Raw genomic sequence first — 18,637 nt, forward strand, 5'->3', positions numbered from 1 at the left:
GGTGATGATATGAATGAACATGATAAATGGTTACAAGAGATTAGAAGAAAGGAAGAAGCTGAATATCAACAAATGTTAAATGAGGCAATAAAGGAAGCTCCTTTAATAGGTAAAGATCCATTCAATTTGCTGGATCTTAAAAAATACTGGAGTTTTCGTTATCAGAAGAACCTTAATTCAAAGCAGATTGATGAGGCTATGAAGGGTATAGAAAGAGATTATTATTTGGCAGGTAAGCAGTTTTTGACAATGAGAGCATACGGGGAATACTTGATGGAAATGGAATTATATCGCTAAATTGTGAAAGAATGATTTGTCGTAAAATGAAAAAGTTCAGTCATTGAAAGTGATTTACGAGAAATTAAAAAAAGAAAATAAAGTGGTAAGGATTCTCTATTATGTTAACTAAAGGAAATAGTTATGAAAAAATGTCCAGCGATAGTAGGCCTAAGTTTTGATGAGGAAAGTAAGCTGGGAATTGCAGAGATTAATGAGATATATGATCTCACAAAAATAGGTCGGCTTTCTCTGTTAATTGGTCAGTTTTATTCAATATTTGGGGGACTTGCAGTTAAAGGAACTTCTGGTTCTGGTGTAAGATTTCTGGATGATTCCTTGGCATTTCAAATTGCAGGTTCTGACGCGGCGCAAACTGAGTATGCAGTGAGTCAGGCCAATTGGGAATATTTTTTCGAGTCATTTAGTGCTTTTGATAAGATAGCCATGGAGTCTATAAGCAAAATTGCATTTAAGCAGGTTATGGCTCATAACGGAAGCCCAAAGGAATACTTGTTTTGGAGTTCAATAGTAAAAGGATGTAAGCCCAATGTTGAATAAATGTATCGTTATATTTTTTTTATTTATATCTTTTATGGCTAAAGCTGAAATTTCTGAAGATGGAAAATATGCAACACTTATGTTGCAGGTTAACTTAGCTAAATATGAGAATAAAAGTAGCCATTGCTTTAAGCAAGTAACGGATTTCATTTTACCAGAAAGTGATATGTTGAAATTAAAACAGATGCCTCGAGAAACTGCAGGTGTTCTCGGTAAGCTTTTTGATGATGCGTTATATAATTGTGCTCAGCCTGAAGTCTTTAATTTAGCTCGCGCTATTCTGACATTACAAGAGCAGAATAAGGTTGAAAAGTCTCAGGCTATAAATGAGCAAATTAAAAATATACGTCTTTTAGTTTTTCCTAAATCTGCAGTAGCTTCTGCTCGAGAGTATGAAAATCTTACTGAAAATATAAAAGCTCAATTAGAAAGTATCGAATCATTAAAAAAACCATTTAATCCGATGGTCATTATTGAGCAGGTTTGGGGGGGGCCTCAGTGATGAGGGTATTTAGCCTCTAGCCCAACACAATCTATGTGAAAAAGTTAATTGGTACCATAATAAGTACTAAATTAGTAGATTTAACTTCTGCTTTACACCAATAATGACAAGGATAATACGATGTCATCAATAAAAATAACTCAAGCTGTCGGGCTGGGTGGCGCTAACAATTTAAACGATGTAAAAGTAGTACAAACTGGTTTAAACAAACTACTTAAACTCATTCCCCCTACAAAACCTTTAATTGTTGATGGCCGTTTAGGTTCTAGGCCTGAAAGCGCTAAAACTGTTGCAGCGATAAAGCTATTTCAAAGTAAAGTACTCAACATGGTACGTCCAGATGGCAAAATTGACGTAAATGGTCGAACTCATAGAAAGATGAATGAAAAACTGTTGAGTGTACCCGTACTTCCTAATGTAAATACCTCTTTAAAAATTCCTGTAACTAATGCTTTTTGGATGAAAACAGCTGTTAATGAGGTGGGTGAATCCGAAGTTGCAGGTACTAAAGCAAACCCTCAAATTTTAGAATATTTTAAAGCTTCTAAGTTTTGGGGAAGTGATGACAGTGGTGGTCAAAATGCCTGGTGTGGCTCTTTTGTTGCTTGGGTAATGAAACAAAATAATATTGAACCTGTAAAAAATGCTTTTAGAGCCAAATCGTGGATTGATTTTGGTAAACCAATAACTCAACCTGTTTACGGTGCTATAGGCATCAAATCAAGACAAGGGGGCGGGCATGTTGCTTTTGTAGTAGGGCAAAGCGTTGATGGTCATTATTTATTTATGCTCGGAGGTAATCAAAGTAATAGTGTGAAAGTTTCTAAGTATAAAAAAGAGGTGTGGGATGCTTTTGTTGTTCCTTCTAACTTTGACTCATCATCTGCCAGTTTACCTGTTTATACTCAAAAGTCATCGATTGCAGGAAGTGAAGCATAATGAAAAATATCATAGTTCTCCTATTCTTGTTAGTAGGTGTTATCCATCCAGCGCTCGCTCAAAACGAAGCCTCATCAGAATTAAACGGCTTTATACAAGCTATAAAAAATGTACATTATCTTGCTAAATTAAAAGTCACTAAAGTGGAAGTAACGGTTCAGAATGATGGATTAGAAAAGCAGGTCTTTTTTGCTGAAGTCCTCGATACTTATAAAGGTGAATCTCACAAAAACATAAACTATGAAATGCTTGTCGAGGAAGGTGAAGATGTCATTTTTAATTCTACTCCAGTTTATGTCGCGCTGTGTTTAGATAGTGCAGGGAATTACTACTGGCCGGGTACTGGCTCTGAATTCAAACCTTCAACAGTGATCGATGTATGGTTAGCTGAAAATAAAGAAAAGTTGATCGATATTGTTTCTGTAGCAGATTGGTGTAAGTAGTATTATTTCAGAAAATTAGACTGTCAAGTTTTAATAAAAATCACGGACAAATAATGAATAAAATTAACATGGATGTAAATTACAAAACGATGGCAGGTCATGCTCGCTTAGTTATGCTAGGTGAGTCTAATCACAACACTGCTGGTTATAAATATGAAGCGATTAAAGCGATCAAACAATTAAAAGCAGCTGGCTTTACCCATTTTGCTATAGAGATGTTACCACAATCAATGAAGGAACAAGTGGCATTCTATCAACGTACAGGTAAGGGATTTGAAGTTATTCAGCGTTACTTTAATGATAACTGGGCATGGGGGTATTTAGTTCCTTATGCTTATGGTGAACTTGTTAAAGCAGCAAGAACTGCTGGTTTGAAAATAGTTGCTTTGGACATGACATTAGAGCAAATGGCAAGTCTTGATGCAGCTTGCTCGTCTGACAACGCTGAGGCGGGTATTTGTAAGGATACTCATACTAAACGCAATGATAGCTGGACAAATAATATTGTGAGTATCATAAAAGAATCAAACCAACATCGTGTGGTGGCTTTCATGCATCGGTGGCATGCTGTTGAAGCTGCATCTTATCAAGAAGGCATTGATACGTTAATCCAAAAGCAAGGGATACATAATGTTGTCTTTGTAGACTTTATTGGAGGTATGTTGTGCTTAACCGAAAAGGATTGCAGGAAAGGTTCTGCTGAAGATACTCCGCTTAAGCAGCAGTACTTTTACCGTGAAGGATTTCCTTATAAGTCGGCTATTAAGTCATTTCAGGTTCATATTCCGGAAAAACGGGTCAATTCAAATGGTGAATTGCAATGGTAAAGATAAGTTTTTTTATATTGTTAACGCTAAACTTAATTTCCAACAATGTGTATGCAAACAGTTTGTGGCATACAATTGATATTAACGATCCAAACTTAACAGTCGAACAGGCCGCGCAACAATGTGCGAAAAGTTCAATGTATGCACCATACAGCCTCGAGGAGTGGTGTGAGAAGGCTTATTCTATGGGGAGTTGGAGATCACTTCTATACATTGGATACTACACAGGTGATGGGACTCGCTATGTCAATGAAGTTAAAAAACATGCACAAGCTGATGATGTTGAAGCTATCAAAATATTAGCGTGGATTTATAGTAATGGGTCTTTCGTTGAAAGGGATCTTAATAAGTCTATTAATCTATATACCGATTATTTGAGCCACAAGAAAAATAAATCACTGACAAAGCATCAATTAGTTACAGTTCAGAAAGCTCTGTATAACATATACAAAGAATTGGAACTTTGGCAGGATGCTTCAAAAAGTTTGCAGTATATTATTAATAATGAAAATAATAACATGGAGAAAAAGTTTTTTCGAGACGAGAAAATTTATATTAGCGAGAGATTATCTAAATAACACCAACCGTCATCATATTTCGAAATCAATAAAACAAGTACAAGCTAATTAGATTACCTTTAGATAACAAAAAAGCGCCTTTCGGCGCTTTTTTAGTTTGGTTAATCAAGAGATTAACGCTTATCAACGCTCACAAAATCTCGCGCAGACTCGCCAGTGTATAACTGACGTGGACGGCTGATTTTATGGCCTGGTTGATCTAACATTTCTTTCCAATGTGAAATCCAACCAACGGTACGAGACAGTGCAAATAACACTGTGAACATATCGTTAGGGATACCAATGGCTTTCATGATGATACCAGAGTAGAAATCAACGTTCGGGTATAGCTTCTTAGAGATGAAGTATTCATCTTCAAGTGCAATACGCTCAAGTTCCATTGCTACGTCTAGTAATGGGTCAACCACTTTAAGTTCTTTAAGGACTTCATGACAGGTTTCACGCATTACTTTAGCGCGTGGGTCAAAGTTCTTATAAACGCGATGGCCAAATCCCATTAGGCGGAATGGATCATTTTTGTCTTTCGCTTTCGCGATAAACTCAGGAATGCGATCAACACTGCCAATTTCTTCTAACATTTCTAAACATGCTTCGTTAGCACCACCATGAGCGGGCCCCCATAACGAAGCAATACCAGCTGCGATACATGCAAATGGATTCGCACCTGAAGAACCAGCTAAACGGACAGTAGATGTAGATGCATTTTGCTCATGATCAGCATGCAATACAAAAATACGTTCCATTGCTTTTTCAACGACTGGATTGACTTTGTACTCTTCACACGGAGTAGCAAACATCATCGACAGGAAGTTACCCGCATAACTTAAATCGTTACGTGGATAAATAAAAGGTTGTCCCGTTGAGTACTTGTAGCACATCGCTGCGATTGTCGGCATTTTCGACACTAAGCGGTAAGCTGCAATTTCACGATGCTTTGGATTGTTCACATCAAGAGAATCTTGATAGAAAGCAGATAATGCACCGGTTACACCACATAGCATTGCCATTGGGTGTGCGTCACGACGGAAGCCTCTAAAGAAGAATGCAATTTGCTCGTGTACCATAGTGTGTTCTTTCACTGTGGCAACAAATTGTTCGTAATCAACTTTCGACGGTAATTCGCCGTAAAGGAGCAAGTAGCATAAATCTAAATAGGTCGATTCGGTTGCTAGCTGTTCAATTGGGTATCCACGATGCAACAAGATACCTTTATCACCATCGATATAGGTAATTGCTGACTCACAAGATGCAGTAGCTAAAAAGCCTGGATCGAAGGTGAAATAACCTTTTTTCCCAAGTGTGCTAATGTCGATTACATCAAAACCTTCAGTACCTTTTTTAATAGGTAGGTCGATTGAATCGTTTCCTGGTAACTCTAATTTGGCTATATTATCAGCCATACCCCGTTCTCCTTACGTCATTCTTATCTATGAGTGCGGCATGTTAAGCGGACATTACTGTACAGTGAATGTGGATCACAGATCAATTTAAATAAGCGTTTAAATTTGTTAGACCATGGTATATGTCCGCTGAAAACCGCTCTGCGCTTGCATTAGAATAAAAAATTAATAAAAAAACTTATTTTGCATAATGTGAGGTTTGTATTTGACAATTCCCGCGAGTATACTTGCCTGCGTCCCTAAGGGAGACCAACGTCACAGTTTAGCAATGATCGATTTACGTACTAAATAGTGATTTCTCAACTGATTATGATGTGTGAGAGTAGTTTGTTTTTTGTTTAAGACTGTTATGCCGAATGTCGACATTGTCCATTAAGCAAAAAATAGACACATAACAAAAATAATGCTCAATGGAGCTGAGTGAGCAGAACGTGAAAAAGCAAAGACCTGTCCATCTAGACCTGCAAACGATTCGCTTTCCTGCAACAGCGATCGCGTCAATACTACACCGCATTTCCGGTGTCATCATGCTATTTGCTATTGGTATCCTTCTTTGGTTGTTGAATTCAACTTTAACATCAGCAGACGGTTTCGCTAGCGTACAATCCTTGTTTGATAGTTTCGTGATGAAGTTCATCCTCTGGGGAATTTTAACCGCGTTGGGTTATCACTTATTAGGTGGCATTCGTCATTTAATTATGGATACCGGCCGTTGGGAAGAATTAACGTCGGGTGTCGCATCAGCTAAGGCTACGTTTGCATTAGCAGCGGTCTTATCAATCATAGCGGGGATTTGGGTATGGTAACAAACGCAGCAAGTTTTGGACGCAGTGGTGTTCATGACTATATTTTATTACGCGCAAGCGCAGTGATTCTCGCTTGTTATACTATCTTTTTAGTAGGCTTTATCGCGTGTAGTGCCCCGTTAACCTTCGAGATTTGGAGTGGCTTATTCAGCTCGCTTCCAATGAAAGTGTTTACCCTAATAACGCTGATTGCTTTACTTATCCATGCATGGATTGGTGTATGGCAAGTGTTGACTGACTATGTCAAGCACACTGCGTTGCGTGGTGTATTACAGTTTACCTTTGTTGTGGTCGCGTTTAGTTATTTAGCGTCAGGCATTGTAATAGTGTGGGGTGTTTAAGTGAGTATTCCAGTACGCGAATTTGATGCAATCGTGATCGGCGCCGGTGGTGCGGGTATGCGTGCAGCATTACAGATTTCTAAAGAAGGTAAAAGCTGTGCGCTTTTATCTAAAGTGTTTCCAACTCGTTCACATACTGTTTCTGCTCAAGGTGGTATCACCGTAGCATTAGGTAATGCGCACGAAGATCATTGGGAACAGCATATGTACGATACGGTTAAAGGTTCTGATTTTATCGGTGACCAAGAAGCCATTGAGTTTATGTGTCAAACCGGACCAGAAGCTATTATCGAACTTGAGCAAATGGGTTTACCTTTCTCTCGTTTTGAAAATGGCACTATTTACCAACGTCCTTTTGGTGGTCAATCACGTAACTTCGGTGGTGAGCAAGCTGCTCGTACAGCTGCCGCGGCTGACCGTACAGGCCACGCGTTGCTTCATTGCCTTTACCAGCAAAACGTTAAGCATAAAACAGATGTTTATTCTGAATGGTATGCTTTAGATCTCGTTAAAAACGAAGATGGCGTTATTGTGGGTTGTACAGCAATTGAAATCGAAACCGGTGAAATTGTTTACTTCAAAGCTAAAGCAACTATTTTAGCGACTGGTGGTGCAGGGCGTATTTACGCATCAACCACTAACGCTCATATCAATACTGGTGACGGTGTTGGTATGGCTGCTCGCGCTGGCGTTCAGTTACAAGACATGGAAATGTGGCAGTTCCACCCAACGGGTATAGCTGGCGCGGGTGTTTTGGTTACTGAAGGTTGTCGTGGTGAAGGTGGATACCTTTTAAACAAAGACGGCGAGCGTTTCATGGAACGTTATGCGCCAAACGCGAAAGACTTAGCATCACGCGACGTGGTAGCACGTTCAATGATGACAGAAATTCGTGAAGGTCGTGGTTTAGATGGTCCTTTAGGTCCTCACTGTTTACTTAAACTTGACCATTTAGGTAAAGAGACCTTAGAAGCACGTCTTCCAGGTGTATGTGAGCTATCACGTACTTTTGCTCATATTGACCCAGCCGATGGTCCAATTCCAGTGTTGCCAACTTGTCATTATATGATGGGTGGTTTACCGACTAAGGTGAGTGGTCAGGTTATTCGTAAGAATGACGATGGCACAGAGCAAGACGTGTTAGGTTTATTTGCTGTAGGTGAGATTGCTTGTGTATCTGTACACGGAGCAAACCGTTTAGGTGGTAACTCACTGCTTGACTTAGTGGTATTTGGTCGTGCTGCTGGCCAGCACTTAGGTAAAGCATTAGATGCTACACCTGATCCAAAACTGGCGTCTGACGTAGAAATTAATGCATCACTTGCCCGTCTTAATCGTTGGGAAAGCAACAAAGACGGTGAAGAACCTGCGGTTATCCGCAAAGATCTTCAATTGTGTATGCAATTAAATTTCTCTGTTTTCCGCAGTGGTGATGCCATGGCTGAAGGTTTAGAACAGCTTCAAGCAATTCAAAAGCGTCTTGAAAATGCTAAGTTAAGCGATAACTCAAAAGAATTTAATACTCAACGTATTGAATGTTTAGAGTTAGACAACTTAATGGCAACAGCGCTAGCGACTGCATATGCAGCTAACTTCCGTACTGAAAGCCGCGGCGCGCATTCTCGTGAAGATTATTTAGAACGTGATGATGACAATTGGTTATGCCACAGCTTGTATGATCCAATCACTCAAGCAATGAGCAAACGTGATGTCAACATGTCACCTAAATTACGTGATGCGTTTCCACCGATAAAACGGACCTACTAAGGCAGGAGTTGCAAAAATGAAATTAACATTTTCATTGTATCGTTATAATCCTGATGTAGATACCAAGCCTTACATGAAGGATTTCACCTTAGAAGTGCCTGATGGCTCTGATATGATGGTGTTAGATGCATTAATTAAGCTGAAAGAACAAGACCCAACGCTTGCGTTTCGTCGTTCATGCCGAGAAGGTGTGTGTGGTTCTGACGGTGTAAACATGAATGGTAAAAACGGTTTAGCGTGTATCACGCCATTATCTACCTTTAAGGGGAAGAAAATTGAAATCCGTCCTTTACCAGGCATGCCGGTAGTTCGTGATTTGGTTGTAGACTTAACTCAATTCTATAAGCAATACGAAAAAATTAAGCCTTATCTGATTAATGATGAAAAGGCGCCTGCTCGTGAACATTTACAATCACCTGAAGAGCGTGCTCATTTAGATGGTTTATATGAATGTATCATGTGTGCATGTTGTTCTACTGCTTGTCCATCTTTCTGGTGGAACCCAGATAAATTTATCGGACCAAGCGGCTTATTACATGCATATCGTTTCTTGATTGACAGCCGCGATACGGCGACTGAAGAGCGTTTATCTGAACTAGATGATGCTTACAGTGTGTTCCGTTGTCATGGCATCATGAACTGCGTTGACGTTTGTCCTAAAGGATTAAACCCAACAAAAGCGATTGGTCACATCAAGTCAATGTTGCTTAAGCGAGCTGTTTAATGCACGAAGTAGAGCAAAATAATATAGTTTATTAAGCTCGATTAAGAGTCATCTTCATAATGGGGATGGCTCTTTTGTGTGTTTATGTGAGACCTTCTGCAATTATCTTGTTAAGATAATTTCAGACTACGGGTGAATAACCTTGCTTATTCACTGTTATGTTTATGGCTAGCACGTGTATCAAGTTTGAAAGGAATAACAATGCACCAAGGCATCATGAAAGCCTGGCTCGAATCATCACATTTAAGTGGTGCTAACTCGACCTACGTAGAAGAGATGTATGAAGCCTATCAAGAAGATCCTCAATCAGTCACAGCTGATTGGCAGCTTGTTTTTGATAATCTCCCGCCCGTTAACGGTGCCTCAATTGAAGTACCCGAAACCGCCCACTCTAAAGTCCGTGACTATTTTCGTAGTTTAGCGCTTGAAAGTCGCTTCAAAGGCGCTGCTCGCGTTAGCGATCCTGAGCTAGATGCGAAACAAGTTAAAGTTCTACAGCTCATTAACGCTCACCGTTTTCGTGGTCACCAAAACGCTAACCTTGATCCATTAGGATTGTGGAAGCGCGAATCGGTACAAGAGTTAGATCCTGCTTACCACGGCTTAACAGCTGAAGACATGCTACGTGAGTTTAATACTGGTTCGTTTGCTTTAGGCGGCGAAACCATGAAGCTTGCTGATATTGTTCATGCGCTTAAATCTACCTATTGCGGGTCGATTGGTGCGGAATATATGCATATTACTGACACCGATGAGAAACGTTGGATCCAACAACGTCTTGAGCCGACATTAGGTAAAGCTAAATATGATAACGCTGTGAAGAAGCGTATTCTTGAAGGCTTGAACGCAGCAGAAGGTATGGAAAAATACCTGGGTGCTAAATTCCCTGGTGCCAAGCGATTCTCACTTGAAGGTGGTGATGCATTAGTTCCGATGATGCGCGAAATCATATACCGTGCTGGTGAAGCGGGTACCAAAGAAATCGTAGTGGGCATGGCTCACCGTGGTCGCTTAAATCTATTAATTAATATTTTAGGTAAACGACCTGCAGAATTATTTGACGAGTTTGCGGGTAAACATGCTGATACCCACGGCTCAGGTGACGTTAAATATCACCAAGGTTTCTCATCTGATTTTGAAACGCCAGGTGGTAATGTCCATTTAGCGTTAGCCTTTAACCCATCTCACTTAGAGATCGTAAATCCAGTGGTTATTGGTTCTGTTCGTGCCCGTCAAGATCGTCGTGGTTGTAAAGATGGCCTACAAGTGATGCCTATTACTATCCATGGTGACTCTGCTATTACTGGCCAGGGCATTGTACAAGAGACGTTTAACATGTCTCAAACACGTGGTTTTACTGTGGGCGGTAGTATTCGCATCGTAGTGAACAACCAAGTGGGCTTTACTACCTCGAATCATGCTGATGTACGCTCTACAGAATACTGTACCGACATTGCTAAAATGGTTCAGGCACCCATTTTCCATGTCAATTCTGATGACCCAGAAGCTGTTGCGTTTATTTCTCAGCTTGCTGTTGATTATCGTAACGAATTTAAACGTGATGTTGTGATTGATTTAGTATGTTATCGCCGCCACGGCCATAACGAAGCGGATGAGCCTAGTGCAACACAGCCGTTAATGTATGCCAAAATCAAAAAACATCAAACACCGCGTAAAATTTATGCTGACAAATTGATCGCTGAAAACAGCATTCCGGCTGACGAAGTGACAGGTTTAATTAACCATTACCGTGATGCATTAGACGCGGGTGATTGTGTGGTAAAAGAATGGCGTCCTATGACGTTACACACAGTTGACTGGACGCCTTATTTGAATCGCGAATGGGATGAAGATTACGCCAGTTCTATGACTATGGAACGCTTACAGAATTTAGCTAATAAGTTAGTTGATACACCTGAAAGCCACGTACTACAGTCTCGCGTTGCTAAAATTTATGGTGACCGCGTAGCAATGGCAAAAGGTGAGAAGTTACTTGATTGGGGTTTCGCCGAAACCTTAGCGTATGCTTCTATACTTGAAGACAAAAAGCGTGTTCGCATTACTGGTCAAGATTCTGGTCGTGGTACATTCTTCCACCGTCATGCGGTATTGCATAATCAAAAAGACGGTACGACTTATTTACCATTGCGTAACGTTGCTGATGAGCAAGGGCCAATTGATATTATTGACTCTGTATTATCTGAAGCGTCAGTGCTGGCATTTGAATACGGCTACGCCACAGCAGAACCAGGCGGTTTGACCATTTGGGAAGCGCAGTTTGGTGACTTTGTTAACTGTGCCCAAGTCGTAATCGATCAGTTCTTATCATCTGGTGAGCAGAAATGGGGCCGTTTATGTGGTCTAACGATGCTTTTACCTCATGGTTATGAAGGTCAAGGCCCTGAACACTCTAGTGCCCGTTTAGAGCGATTCTTACAATTATGTGCTAACCATAATATGCAGGTGTGTGTACCTTCAACACCCGCACAGGTTTACCACATGTTGCGCCGCCAAGTTGTCCGTCCAATGCGTCGTCCATTAGTGGTTATGTCACCTAAATCTTTGCTACGTCACCCATTAGCAGTGTCAAGTTTAGAAGAACTTGCTGAAGGGACTTATCAAAATATTATTGGTGAAATCGATCCATTAGATGCAAACAAAGTGGATCGTGTGGTGTTTTGTAGCGGTAAAGTATACTTTGAGTTACTTGAAAAACGCCGTAAAGAAAACCTTGATAACGTTGCCCTTATTCGTGTTGAACAGTTGTATCCATTCCCTGATGTGGAAATGCGTGCAGCACTAGAAACATATCAACATGTTAAAGACTTTGTTTGGTGTCAGGAAGAACCACAAAACCAAGGTGCTTGGTACTGTAGCCAACATCACTTCTGGGCTAACATTCCTGCAGGTGCTCAATTAACTTATGCCGGTCGTGAAGCGTCAGCTGCACCTGCATGTGGTTATCCATCGTTGCACGTACACCAGCAAGAATCATTAGTTAATAGCGCATTAAAACTGTCGTAATAGATAATTTATATAAAGGGAAGCTTTCAATGAGTATCGAAATTAAGGTACCCGTATTACCAGAATCAGTTGCAGATGCAACGATTGCTACTTGGCATGTTAAACCTGGTGAAGCGGTCACTCGCGATCAAAACTTAGTTGATATCGAGACTGATAAAGTTGTGTTAGAAGTTGTTGCTCCAGAAGACGGTTCTATCTCTGAATTGTTATTTCAAGAAGGCGACACTGTTTTAGGCGAGCAAGTGATTGCTAAATTTATTGCTGGTGTTGTTTCTGGCCAAGAAGTGACTAAAGCAGAAGCTCAATCCCCTGCAGCATCTACAGACACGGCAAGTGATGAGTCAAGCGATGCGTTAAGTCCATCGGTTCGTCGTTTAATTGCGGAGCATAATCTTGATGCTGCAAAAATTAAAGGTTCAGGTGTGGGTGGACGCATCACTAAAGAAGACGTTGAAGCGTTTGTTAAGTCAGCTCCTGCTGCTAAAACATCGCCTGCGGCTGCACCTGTTGCACCGTTAGAAGGTCGTAGTGAAAAGCGTGTCCCAATGTCACGTCTTCGTAAGACGATTGCATCTCGTTTACTTGAAGCTAAAAACTCTACGGCAATGTTAACCACGTTTAACGAAGTTAACATGAAGCCAATTATGGACATCCGTAAGCAATATCAAGATATCTTTGAGAAGCGTCATGGTATTCGTTTAGGCTTTATGTCTTTCTACATTAAAGCTGTAACAGAAGCGCTAAAACGTTTCCCTGAAGTTAATGCTTCTATCGATGGTGATGACATCGTTTATCACAATTACTTTGATATCAGCATTGCTGTATCAACGCCTCGTGGCCTGGTTACACCAGTATTACGTGACACTGATACCATGAACTTAGCTGAAATCGAAAAAGCGGTACGTGAATTAGCCATTAAAGGCCGTGACGGTAAATTGTCTGTTGCAGACATGACTGGCGGTAACTTCACTGTGACTAACGGTGGTGTATTTGGCTCGCTAATGTCTACGCCAATTTTAAACCTGCCACAAAGTGCAATCTTAGGCATGCATGCCATAAAAGATCGCCCAATGGCAGTGAATGGTCAGGTTGAAATCCTGCCTATGATGTACCTAGCACTCTCTTATGATCATCGTATTGTTGATGGTCGTGAGTCAGTTGGCTTCTTAGTCGCAATTAAAGACTTCTTAGAAGATCCAACTCGTCTACTACTTGATTTATAAGTCAGTAGATACACCCTCGTCGCTGGCTCATAGTGAGCCAGTTGGATTTGATTAGAAGTATATGGATAGATCATCATGAATTTGCATGAGTATCAGGCAAAATCTTTATTTGCCGAATATGGTTTACCAGTCTCTGAAGGTTTTGCATGTGATACTGCTCAAGAAGCAGTAGAAGCAGCTGGCCACATTGGCGGAGATTTATGGGTTGTTAAGTGTCAAGTACACGCTGGCGGCCGCGGTAAAGCGGGTGGCGTTAAAGTTACCGGCAACAAAGAAGAAATCAGAGCATTCGCTGAAAACTGGTTAGGTAAGAACTTAGTAACGTACCAGACTGACGCTAAAGGTCAGCCAGTTGCTAAAATTCTAGTTGAAAGCTGTACTGACATCGCTAATGAATTGTACCTAGGTGCTGTAGTTGACCGTAGCACACGTCGCGTTGTGTTTATGGCGTCGACTGAAGGCGGTGTTGATATTGAAACTGTGGCAGAAAAAACGCCAGAGCTTATCCACACAGCAATCATCGATCCGTTAACAGGACCTCAAGCTTTCCAAGCTCGCGATCTTGGCTTCAAGTTAGGTTTAAACCCAACTCAAATGAAGCAGTTCACTAAGATCTTTATGGGTCTAGCGAACATGTTTAATGACCATGATTTTGCTTTGTTAGAAATCAACCCACTTGTAATCACAACTGAAGGCAACCTTCACTGTTTAGATGGCAAGATTGGTATTGATGGCAACGCATTATTCCGTCAACCAAAAATCAAAGCGATGCACGATCCATCACAAGATGACGCTCGTGAAGCGCACGCTGCTAAATTTGAATTAAACTATGTCGCTTTAGATGGCAACGTAGGTTGTATGGTTAACGGTGCTGGCCTAGCAATGGGCACAATGGACATCGTAAATCTACACGGTGGCAAGCCTGCTAACTTCCTAGACGTTGGCGGTGGAGCAACTAAAGAACGTGTAGCTGAAGCATTTAAGATCATTCTTTCTGACAGCAATGTTAAAGCGGTATTGGTTAACATCTTCGGTGGTATCGTACGTTGCGATATGATCGCTGAAGGTATTATCGGTGCAGTTAAAGAAGTTGGCGTTAAAGTGCCAGTAGTTGTACGTCTTGAAGGTACTAACGCCGAATTAGGTCGTGAAGTATTGGCGAAATCTGGTCTTGATATCATCGCGGCAACAAGTCTAACTGACGCGGCTGAACAAGTTGTTAAAGCTGCGGAGGGCAAATAATGTCTGTTTTAATTAACAAAGATACCAAGGTAATCTGTCAAGGTTTCACTGGTGGTCAGGGTACTTTTCACTCTGAGCAGGCGATTGCTTATGGCACGCAAATGGTTGGTGGTGTTTCTCCTGGAAAAGGTGGTCAAACTCACCTAGGTCTTCCAGTGTTCAACACTGTTAAAGATGCGGTAGCAGCTACAGGTGCAACTGCAACTGTAATCTACGTACCTGCACCATTTTGTAAAGATGCAATTCTTGAAGCAATCGATGCTGGCCTTGAGCTAATCGTTTGTATCACAGAAGGCATCCCTACACTTGATATGCTACAAGTGAAAGTGAAGCTAGAAGAAACTGGCACTCGCATGATCGGTCCTAACTGTCCAGGCGTTATCACTCCTGGTGAATGTAAGATTGGTATTATGCCTGGTCACATTCACTTACCTGGAAAAGTAGGTATTGTTTCTCGTTCTGGTACATTAACGTACGAAGCTGTTAAGCAAACTACTGATGAAGGTTTCGGCCAATCTACTTGTGTAGGTATCGGTGGTGACCCAATTCCTGGTACTAACTTTATCGACGTATTGGAAATGTTCCAAAACGATCCACAGACTGAAGCGATTGTTATGATCGGTGAAATCGGTGGTAATGCTGAAGAAGAAGCAGCTGCTTATATCAAAGCACACGTGACTAAGCCTGTTGTGTCTTACATTGCTGGTGTTACTGCACCAGAAGGTAAGCGTATGGGCCATGCTGGCGCAATTATCGCTGGCGGTAAAGGTACTGCTGAAGATAAGTTTGCTGCTTTAGAAGCTGCAGGCGTAACCACTGTTCGCTCTTTAGCTGACATTGGTAAAGCATTGCGTACTAAAACTGGCTGGTAATTAATTACCTTGTTAGTTAAAAGGCGCCTCGGCGCCTTTTTTATTGCCTTTTATATAGGTTATTTATAGATGCCCATTGTCAGTATTATTTTCCCGATTATGTTTATAGTTGCACTTGGCTATGGACTCACACGAACGGGCTTTTTTAATAAAGAACATATTGCAGGGATCAGTAAATTTACCTTTTATGTCAGCATACCCGCTTTTTTATTTATCAATATGCTGGTAGCACCATTAGCACAGAGTATTGATCCATTTTCGTTATTAGCTTTTTATATACCTGTGTTATTCGTGTTTGCCATTGGTTATCTCATTAATCGGTATTGTGGTGTTAAGAGCCAGCAGCGAAGTGATGCAAGTGCTGTTTTTGCTTTAGGCTGCAGCTATTCTAATACTGTGATTGTGGGTTTACCTGTGATTACTGCTGCATTGGGTAAAGCAATGATTGGCTCTATATTCATGATCATTACTTTCCACAGTGCATTTCTATTCGCGTTAACATTTGCATTGGCTTCACGCGCTCAGCAAGACGGTTTTTCTTGGCGAAATTTTACGCGATCTATGTTGTTAAATCCGGTTGTGTTAAGTATTACTCTTGGCATTGTCGCCAATGGTTTGAGTCTTAATTTAGGGGAACAACTCAATGATGGTCTAGTATTATTAGCCAAACCTGCATTAGCCTGTGCATTATTTGTTTTAGGAGCCAATCTGAGTTTTTATCGGATAGGCGACAACTGGCGATTGGCATTGATAGCCAGCAGTTTAAAAATACTTTTATTACCCGCTTTAGTTTATGTGATGGCGGCTATGGTGTTTCAGCTATCTGGCCAAAATACAGCGATGTTGGTCTTATTAAGTGCTTCACCATTAGGCGTAAATGCTTATCTTATAGCGACCGAAATTAAACAACATCAAGCAACGTTAGGTAGCACTGTTGTGTTATCGACTCTATTATCGGTATTGAGTTTTAGTTTATGGCTAACGTGGTTAATGTAGTATTTGTTAAACACAAATAATAGACAATAAAAAACCAGCAACAATGCTGGTTCTTTTACAACACATACCGATTACTCGTCAGCGTGATCACATGTGTCGTTAGTACAGTGACCATAAAGATACAAACTATGGTGTGTAAGTTTAATATTATGTCTCATTGCGATTTCATCTTGACGGCGTTCAATAACATCGTCAGAAAACTCAATCACTTTATCACAGGTTAAACAAACCAAATGGTCATGATGTTGCTGTGTCGACATTTCAAACACAGCTTTACCACTTTCAAAGTGATGACGATTTAAAATACCGGCATCATCAAATTGGTTGAGGACTCGATATACCGTTGCTAAGCCAATTTCTTCGCCAATCTCGAGTAACTTCTTATATAAATCTTCAGCACTGATATGTTGGTTCGCTGGGTCTTGCATCAGTTCTAGAATTTTAACTCTCGGCAGGGTTATTTTTAATCCGGCTTTTTTGAGCGCTTGATTTCCATCTGTCATTGCTAATCTCTTGATTGCAGAACCCATCGGTTCATCGGTGGATAATCTGATCATTATATGTCTTGAAGTTAAAAACATAAACCTCTTAACACGGTTTATCAACTTATATGCGGAATATTTAGTAAAACACACACTTATGTTGTTATTATTTGCGTTAAATCACTAAAATCAAGTAAATAAACTTACTTATACTAAGGGATTATTGCACTCCTAAGACGATAAGATAGGATGGAGTTAATCGTTTAAACCATCACTAAAGTGAATCTATGGGGATCTCTTTATAATGATGGAATGCAAAAAAGTGTGACTGTAAAGTCAGCAATATAGTATGTAATAACAATAATAAGGGACCTAACATGTACCGGCAAATTGTGGTACTGACCGGCGCGGGGATTTCAGCTGAGTCAGGGATTAAAACCTTTCGGGATCAACATGGCCTTTGGGAGGAACACCATATTGAAGATGTGGCCACTCCTGAAGGTTATGCTCGTGACATTGATTTGGTAGAGCGTTTTTATAATACGCGCTGGCAGCAACTACATAGTGGGGATGTAGAACCTAATGCTGCACATGCAGCGTTGGCAAAACTTGAAGATGAATTTGACGGTGAGTTATTAGTTATCACTCAAAATGTCGATGATCTACATGAACGTGCAGGCTCACGCCGTCTATTACACATGCATGGTGAGTTATCAAAAGGTCGCTGCCCGCAATCTTTACAAACGTTTATATTACGTGAGCCTTTTGGTGTTGATAATTGCTGTACTTGTTGCATTCCTGCTCGGCGATTACGTCCTCATATTGTGTGGTTTGGTGAAATGCCGTTTGGTATGGATCGAATTCATGATGCGTTAGATCGTTGTGACTTATTTATTGCTATTGGGACTTCTGGTACCGTTTATCCGGCAGCAGGTTTCGTTGATTCAGCAAACCATCATGGCGCACAAACTGTTGAGGTCAACCTTATTGCTGCAGACAGACATAGCCAGTTTCAATATCATTTAACGGGTAATGCTGGGGAAATAGTACCGCAATTAGTTGATCAAATTTTAGCTGGCAAGGTGATTGGCAGTGATAAACCCAATGAATAATGCTGCAGCCGCTCCGAATCATCCCAATGTAGCCATTATTATGCGGGGGTTGCCAGGCAGCGGCAAATCATATTGGGTGGAGCAATATCTTCACGCGTTAGGCATTGAACAGTCTTTTCATATTAGGCAGTATGGTTATTTTTCTACTGATGATTATTTTATGCATAATGGTGAATACCAGTTCAATCCGCAAAAATTAGCGCAATATCATCAAGCTAATTTAACGTCATTCATCAATGCGATGTCTCATAATGAACCGGTTGTTATTTGTGATAATACCAATGTCGCCAAGTGGGAGTTTATGGCCTACGAAGCAGCGGCAAGGGCTTTAGGTTATCAGGTGAGGGTAGTATTAGTGGGACAGCCAAAAGATGCACAGCACCAGCAGTTATGTGCTGAGCGAAATCGTCATCAGGTGCCGTTAGCCCATATTCAGAAAATGGGGCACTTATTCGAAATAGAATAAGCTTGCTGAGAAAATAAAAAGGCGCTAACAGCGCCTTTTTTGTGTCTAACCGTCAG

The 18,637-nt window shown here is 40.8% G+C and carries 20 protein-coding genes; 18 read left to right on the top strand and 2 right to left on the bottom strand.

All coding sequences use genetic code 11. The features are described from left to right. The first annotated feature begins 9 nt into the window (after window positions 1–9). The 7 genes from IEY40_RS00455 to IEY40_RS00485 all read left to right on the top strand — a co-directional run bounded on the left by IEY40_RS00455 (window position 10) and on the right by IEY40_RS00485 (window position 4,126). Window positions 10–297 (top strand): hypothetical protein, encoded by a 288-nt coding sequence (locus IEY40_RS00455; protein WP_188952323.1) that lies wholly within the window; start codon window positions 10–12, stop codon window positions 295–297. 123 nt (window positions 298–420) lie between these two features. Continuing rightward, a complete protein-coding gene (locus IEY40_RS00460; protein ID WP_188952324.1) occupies window positions 421–837 on the top strand; it encodes a hypothetical protein in 417 nt (138 codons plus the stop codon). After that, the gene (locus IEY40_RS00465; RefSeq protein WP_188952325.1) at window positions 827–1,339 is read left to right on the top strand and encodes a hypothetical protein; all 513 of its coding nucleotides are present in this window, start codon (window positions 827–829) and stop codon (window positions 1,337–1,339) included. Before IEY40_RS00460 ends, IEY40_RS00465 begins: the two co-directional genes overlap by 11 nt. Window positions 1,340–1,459: 120 nt before the next feature. After that, complete coding sequence (locus tag IEY40_RS00470) at window positions 1,460–2,278, top strand: TIGR02594 family protein (protein WP_188952326.1); 819 nt, start codon at window positions 1,460–1,462, stop codon at window positions 2,276–2,278. Further along, a complete protein-coding gene (locus IEY40_RS00475; RefSeq protein ID WP_188952327.1) occupies window positions 2,278–2,721 on the top strand; it encodes a hypothetical protein in 444 nt (147 codons plus the stop codon). Before IEY40_RS00470 ends, IEY40_RS00475 begins: the two co-directional genes overlap by 1 nt. A gap of 53 nt (window positions 2,722–2,774) precedes the next feature. Continuing rightward, entirely contained in the window at window positions 2,775–3,548 is a 774-nt protein-coding gene (locus IEY40_RS00480; RefSeq protein WP_188952328.1) for a ChaN family lipoprotein, read from the top strand. Next, window positions 3,542–4,126: an SEL1-like repeat protein gene (locus IEY40_RS00485; protein WP_188952329.1), complete on the top strand. Its 585-nt coding sequence runs from the start codon at window positions 3,542–3,544 to the stop codon at window positions 4,124–4,126. Before IEY40_RS00480 ends, IEY40_RS00485 begins: the two co-directional genes overlap by 7 nt. Window positions 4,127–4,239: 113 nt before the next feature. On the opposite strand, the gene IEY40_RS00490 is transcribed toward IEY40_RS00485, so the two are convergent. After that, entirely contained in the window at window positions 4,240–5,526 is a 1,287-nt protein-coding gene (locus tag IEY40_RS00490) for a citrate synthase (RefSeq protein ID WP_160054168.1), read from the bottom strand. Between the two features lie 410 nt (window positions 5,527–5,936). Here IEY40_RS00490 and sdhC point away from each other — a divergent pair, with 410 nt between their 5' ends. From sdhC to IEY40_RS00535, 9 genes are all read left to right on the top strand, one after another. Then, a complete protein-coding gene (sdhC, locus tag IEY40_RS00495; protein ID WP_188739250.1) occupies window positions 5,937–6,332 on the top strand; it encodes a succinate dehydrogenase cytochrome b556 subunit in 396 nt (131 codons plus the stop codon). Further along, window positions 6,326–6,673 carry a succinate dehydrogenase, hydrophobic membrane anchor protein gene (gene sdhD / locus IEY40_RS00500; protein WP_160054166.1) on the top strand — a complete coding sequence of 116 codons (348 nt, stop codon included), beginning with the start codon at window positions 6,326–6,328 and terminating at the stop codon, window positions 6,671–6,673. The genes sdhC and sdhD overlap by 7 nt, the downstream gene beginning before the upstream one ends. Continuing rightward, window positions 6,674–8,440, top strand: coding sequence for a succinate dehydrogenase flavoprotein subunit (gene sdhA / locus IEY40_RS00505; RefSeq protein WP_188952330.1), 1,767 nt, complete (start codon window positions 6,674–6,676; stop codon window positions 8,438–8,440). It abuts the gene before it with no gap. 16 nt (window positions 8,441–8,456) lie between these two features. Then, window positions 8,457–9,164: a succinate dehydrogenase iron-sulfur subunit gene (locus IEY40_RS00510; RefSeq protein ID WP_188952331.1), complete on the top strand. Its 708-nt coding sequence runs from the start codon at window positions 8,457–8,459 to the stop codon at window positions 9,162–9,164. Between the two features lie 201 nt (window positions 9,165–9,365). Next, entirely contained in the window at window positions 9,366–12,188 is a 2,823-nt protein-coding gene (sucA, locus tag IEY40_RS00515; protein WP_188952333.1) for a 2-oxoglutarate dehydrogenase E1 component, read from the top strand. Between the two features lie 29 nt (window positions 12,189–12,217). Beyond that, the gene (gene odhB / locus IEY40_RS00520; protein WP_188952335.1) at window positions 12,218–13,411 is read left to right on the top strand and encodes a 2-oxoglutarate dehydrogenase complex dihydrolipoyllysine-residue succinyltransferase; all 1,194 of its coding nucleotides are present in this window, start codon (window positions 12,218–12,220) and stop codon (window positions 13,409–13,411) included. Window positions 13,412–13,486: 75 nt separating this feature from the next. Further along, complete coding sequence (sucC, locus tag IEY40_RS00525) at window positions 13,487–14,653, top strand: ADP-forming succinate--CoA ligase subunit beta (protein ID WP_188952336.1); 1,167 nt, start codon at window positions 13,487–13,489, stop codon at window positions 14,651–14,653. Continuing rightward, window positions 14,653–15,525, top strand: a complete 873-nt coding sequence (gene sucD, locus IEY40_RS00530) for a succinate--CoA ligase subunit alpha (RefSeq protein ID WP_160054160.1) — start codon at window positions 14,653–14,655, stop codon at window positions 15,523–15,525. The genes sucC and sucD overlap by 1 nt, the downstream gene beginning before the upstream one ends. A 69-nt stretch (window positions 15,526–15,594) precedes the next feature. Then, window positions 15,595–16,521: an AEC family transporter gene (locus IEY40_RS00535; RefSeq protein ID WP_188952337.1), complete on the top strand. Its 927-nt coding sequence runs from the start codon at window positions 15,595–15,597 to the stop codon at window positions 16,519–16,521. Window positions 16,522–16,592: 71 nt separating this feature from the next. On the opposite strand, the gene fur is transcribed toward IEY40_RS00535, so the two are convergent. Continuing rightward, window positions 16,593–17,024, bottom strand: coding sequence for a ferric iron uptake transcriptional regulator (fur, locus tag IEY40_RS00540; RefSeq protein WP_188953421.1), 432 nt, complete (start codon window positions 17,022–17,024; stop codon window positions 16,593–16,595). Between the two features lie 356 nt (window positions 17,025–17,380). On the opposite strand from fur, the gene cobB reads away from it, so the two are divergent. Together cobB and IEY40_RS00550 are read left to right on the top strand one after the other, a co-directional pair. Further along, complete coding sequence (gene cobB / locus IEY40_RS00545) at window positions 17,381–18,115, top strand: Sir2 family NAD+-dependent deacetylase (protein ID WP_188952338.1); 735 nt, start codon at window positions 17,381–17,383, stop codon at window positions 18,113–18,115. Next, on the top strand, window positions 18,108–18,581 hold the full coding sequence (locus IEY40_RS00550) for an ATP-binding protein (RefSeq protein ID WP_188953423.1): 474 nt from the start codon (window positions 18,108–18,110) through the stop codon (window positions 18,579–18,581). The genes cobB and IEY40_RS00550 overlap by 8 nt, the downstream gene beginning before the upstream one ends. Window positions 18,582–18,637: the final 56 nt, after the last annotated feature.

The organism is Shewanella ulleungensis (assembly GCF_014648315.1).
GTDB classification, from domain to species: Bacteria; Pseudomonadota; Gammaproteobacteria; order Enterobacterales; family Shewanellaceae; genus Shewanella; species Shewanella ulleungensis.

Excerpts from the sequence above, each read along its gene's own strand:
- IEY40_RS00455 (WP_188952323.1), top strand. The coding sequence starts at position 10 with ATGAATGAACATGATAAATGGTTACAAGAGATTAGAAGAAAGGAAGAA.
- IEY40_RS00460 (WP_188952324.1), top strand. The coding sequence starts at position 421 with ATGAAAAAATGTCCAGCGATAGTAGGCCTAAGTTTTGATGAGGAAAGT.
- IEY40_RS00465 (WP_188952325.1), top strand. The coding sequence starts at position 827 with ATGTTGAATAAATGTATCGTTATATTTTTTTTATTTATATCTTTTATG.
- IEY40_RS00470 (WP_188952326.1), top strand. The coding sequence starts at position 1,460 with ATGTCATCAATAAAAATAACTCAAGCTGTCGGGCTGGGTGGCGCTAAC.
- IEY40_RS00475 (WP_188952327.1), top strand. The coding sequence starts at position 2,278 with ATGAAAAATATCATAGTTCTCCTATTCTTGTTAGTAGGTGTTATCCAT.
- IEY40_RS00480 (WP_188952328.1), top strand. The coding sequence starts at position 2,775 with ATGAATAAAATTAACATGGATGTAAATTACAAAACGATGGCAGGTCAT.
- IEY40_RS00485 (WP_188952329.1), top strand. The coding sequence starts at position 3,542 with ATGGTAAAGATAAGTTTTTTTATATTGTTAACGCTAAACTTAATTTCC.
- IEY40_RS00490 (WP_160054168.1), bottom strand. The coding sequence starts at position 5,526 with ATGGCTGATAATATAGCCAAATTAGAGTTACCAGGAAACGATTCAATC.
- sdhC (WP_188739250.1), top strand. The coding sequence starts at position 5,937 with ATGGAGCTGAGTGAGCAGAACGTGAAAAAGCAAAGACCTGTCCATCTA.
- sdhD (WP_160054166.1), top strand. The coding sequence starts at position 6,326 with ATGGTAACAAACGCAGCAAGTTTTGGACGCAGTGGTGTTCATGACTAT.
- IEY40_RS00510 (WP_188952331.1), top strand. The coding sequence starts at position 8,457 with ATGAAATTAACATTTTCATTGTATCGTTATAATCCTGATGTAGATACC.
- sucA (WP_188952333.1), top strand. The coding sequence starts at position 9,366 with ATGCACCAAGGCATCATGAAAGCCTGGCTCGAATCATCACATTTAAGT.
- odhB (WP_188952335.1), top strand. The coding sequence starts at position 12,218 with ATGAGTATCGAAATTAAGGTACCCGTATTACCAGAATCAGTTGCAGAT.
- sucC (WP_188952336.1), top strand. The coding sequence starts at position 13,487 with ATGAATTTGCATGAGTATCAGGCAAAATCTTTATTTGCCGAATATGGT.
- sucD (WP_160054160.1), top strand. The coding sequence starts at position 14,653 with ATGTCTGTTTTAATTAACAAAGATACCAAGGTAATCTGTCAAGGTTTC.
- IEY40_RS00535 (WP_188952337.1), top strand. The coding sequence starts at position 15,595 with ATGCCCATTGTCAGTATTATTTTCCCGATTATGTTTATAGTTGCACTT.
- fur (WP_188953421.1), bottom strand. The coding sequence starts at position 17,024 with ATGACAGATGGAAATCAAGCGCTCAAAAAAGCCGGATTAAAAATAACC.
- cobB (WP_188952338.1), top strand. The coding sequence starts at position 17,381 with ATGTACCGGCAAATTGTGGTACTGACCGGCGCGGGGATTTCAGCTGAG.
- IEY40_RS00550 (WP_188953423.1), top strand. The coding sequence starts at position 18,108 with ATGAATAATGCTGCAGCCGCTCCGAATCATCCCAATGTAGCCATTATT.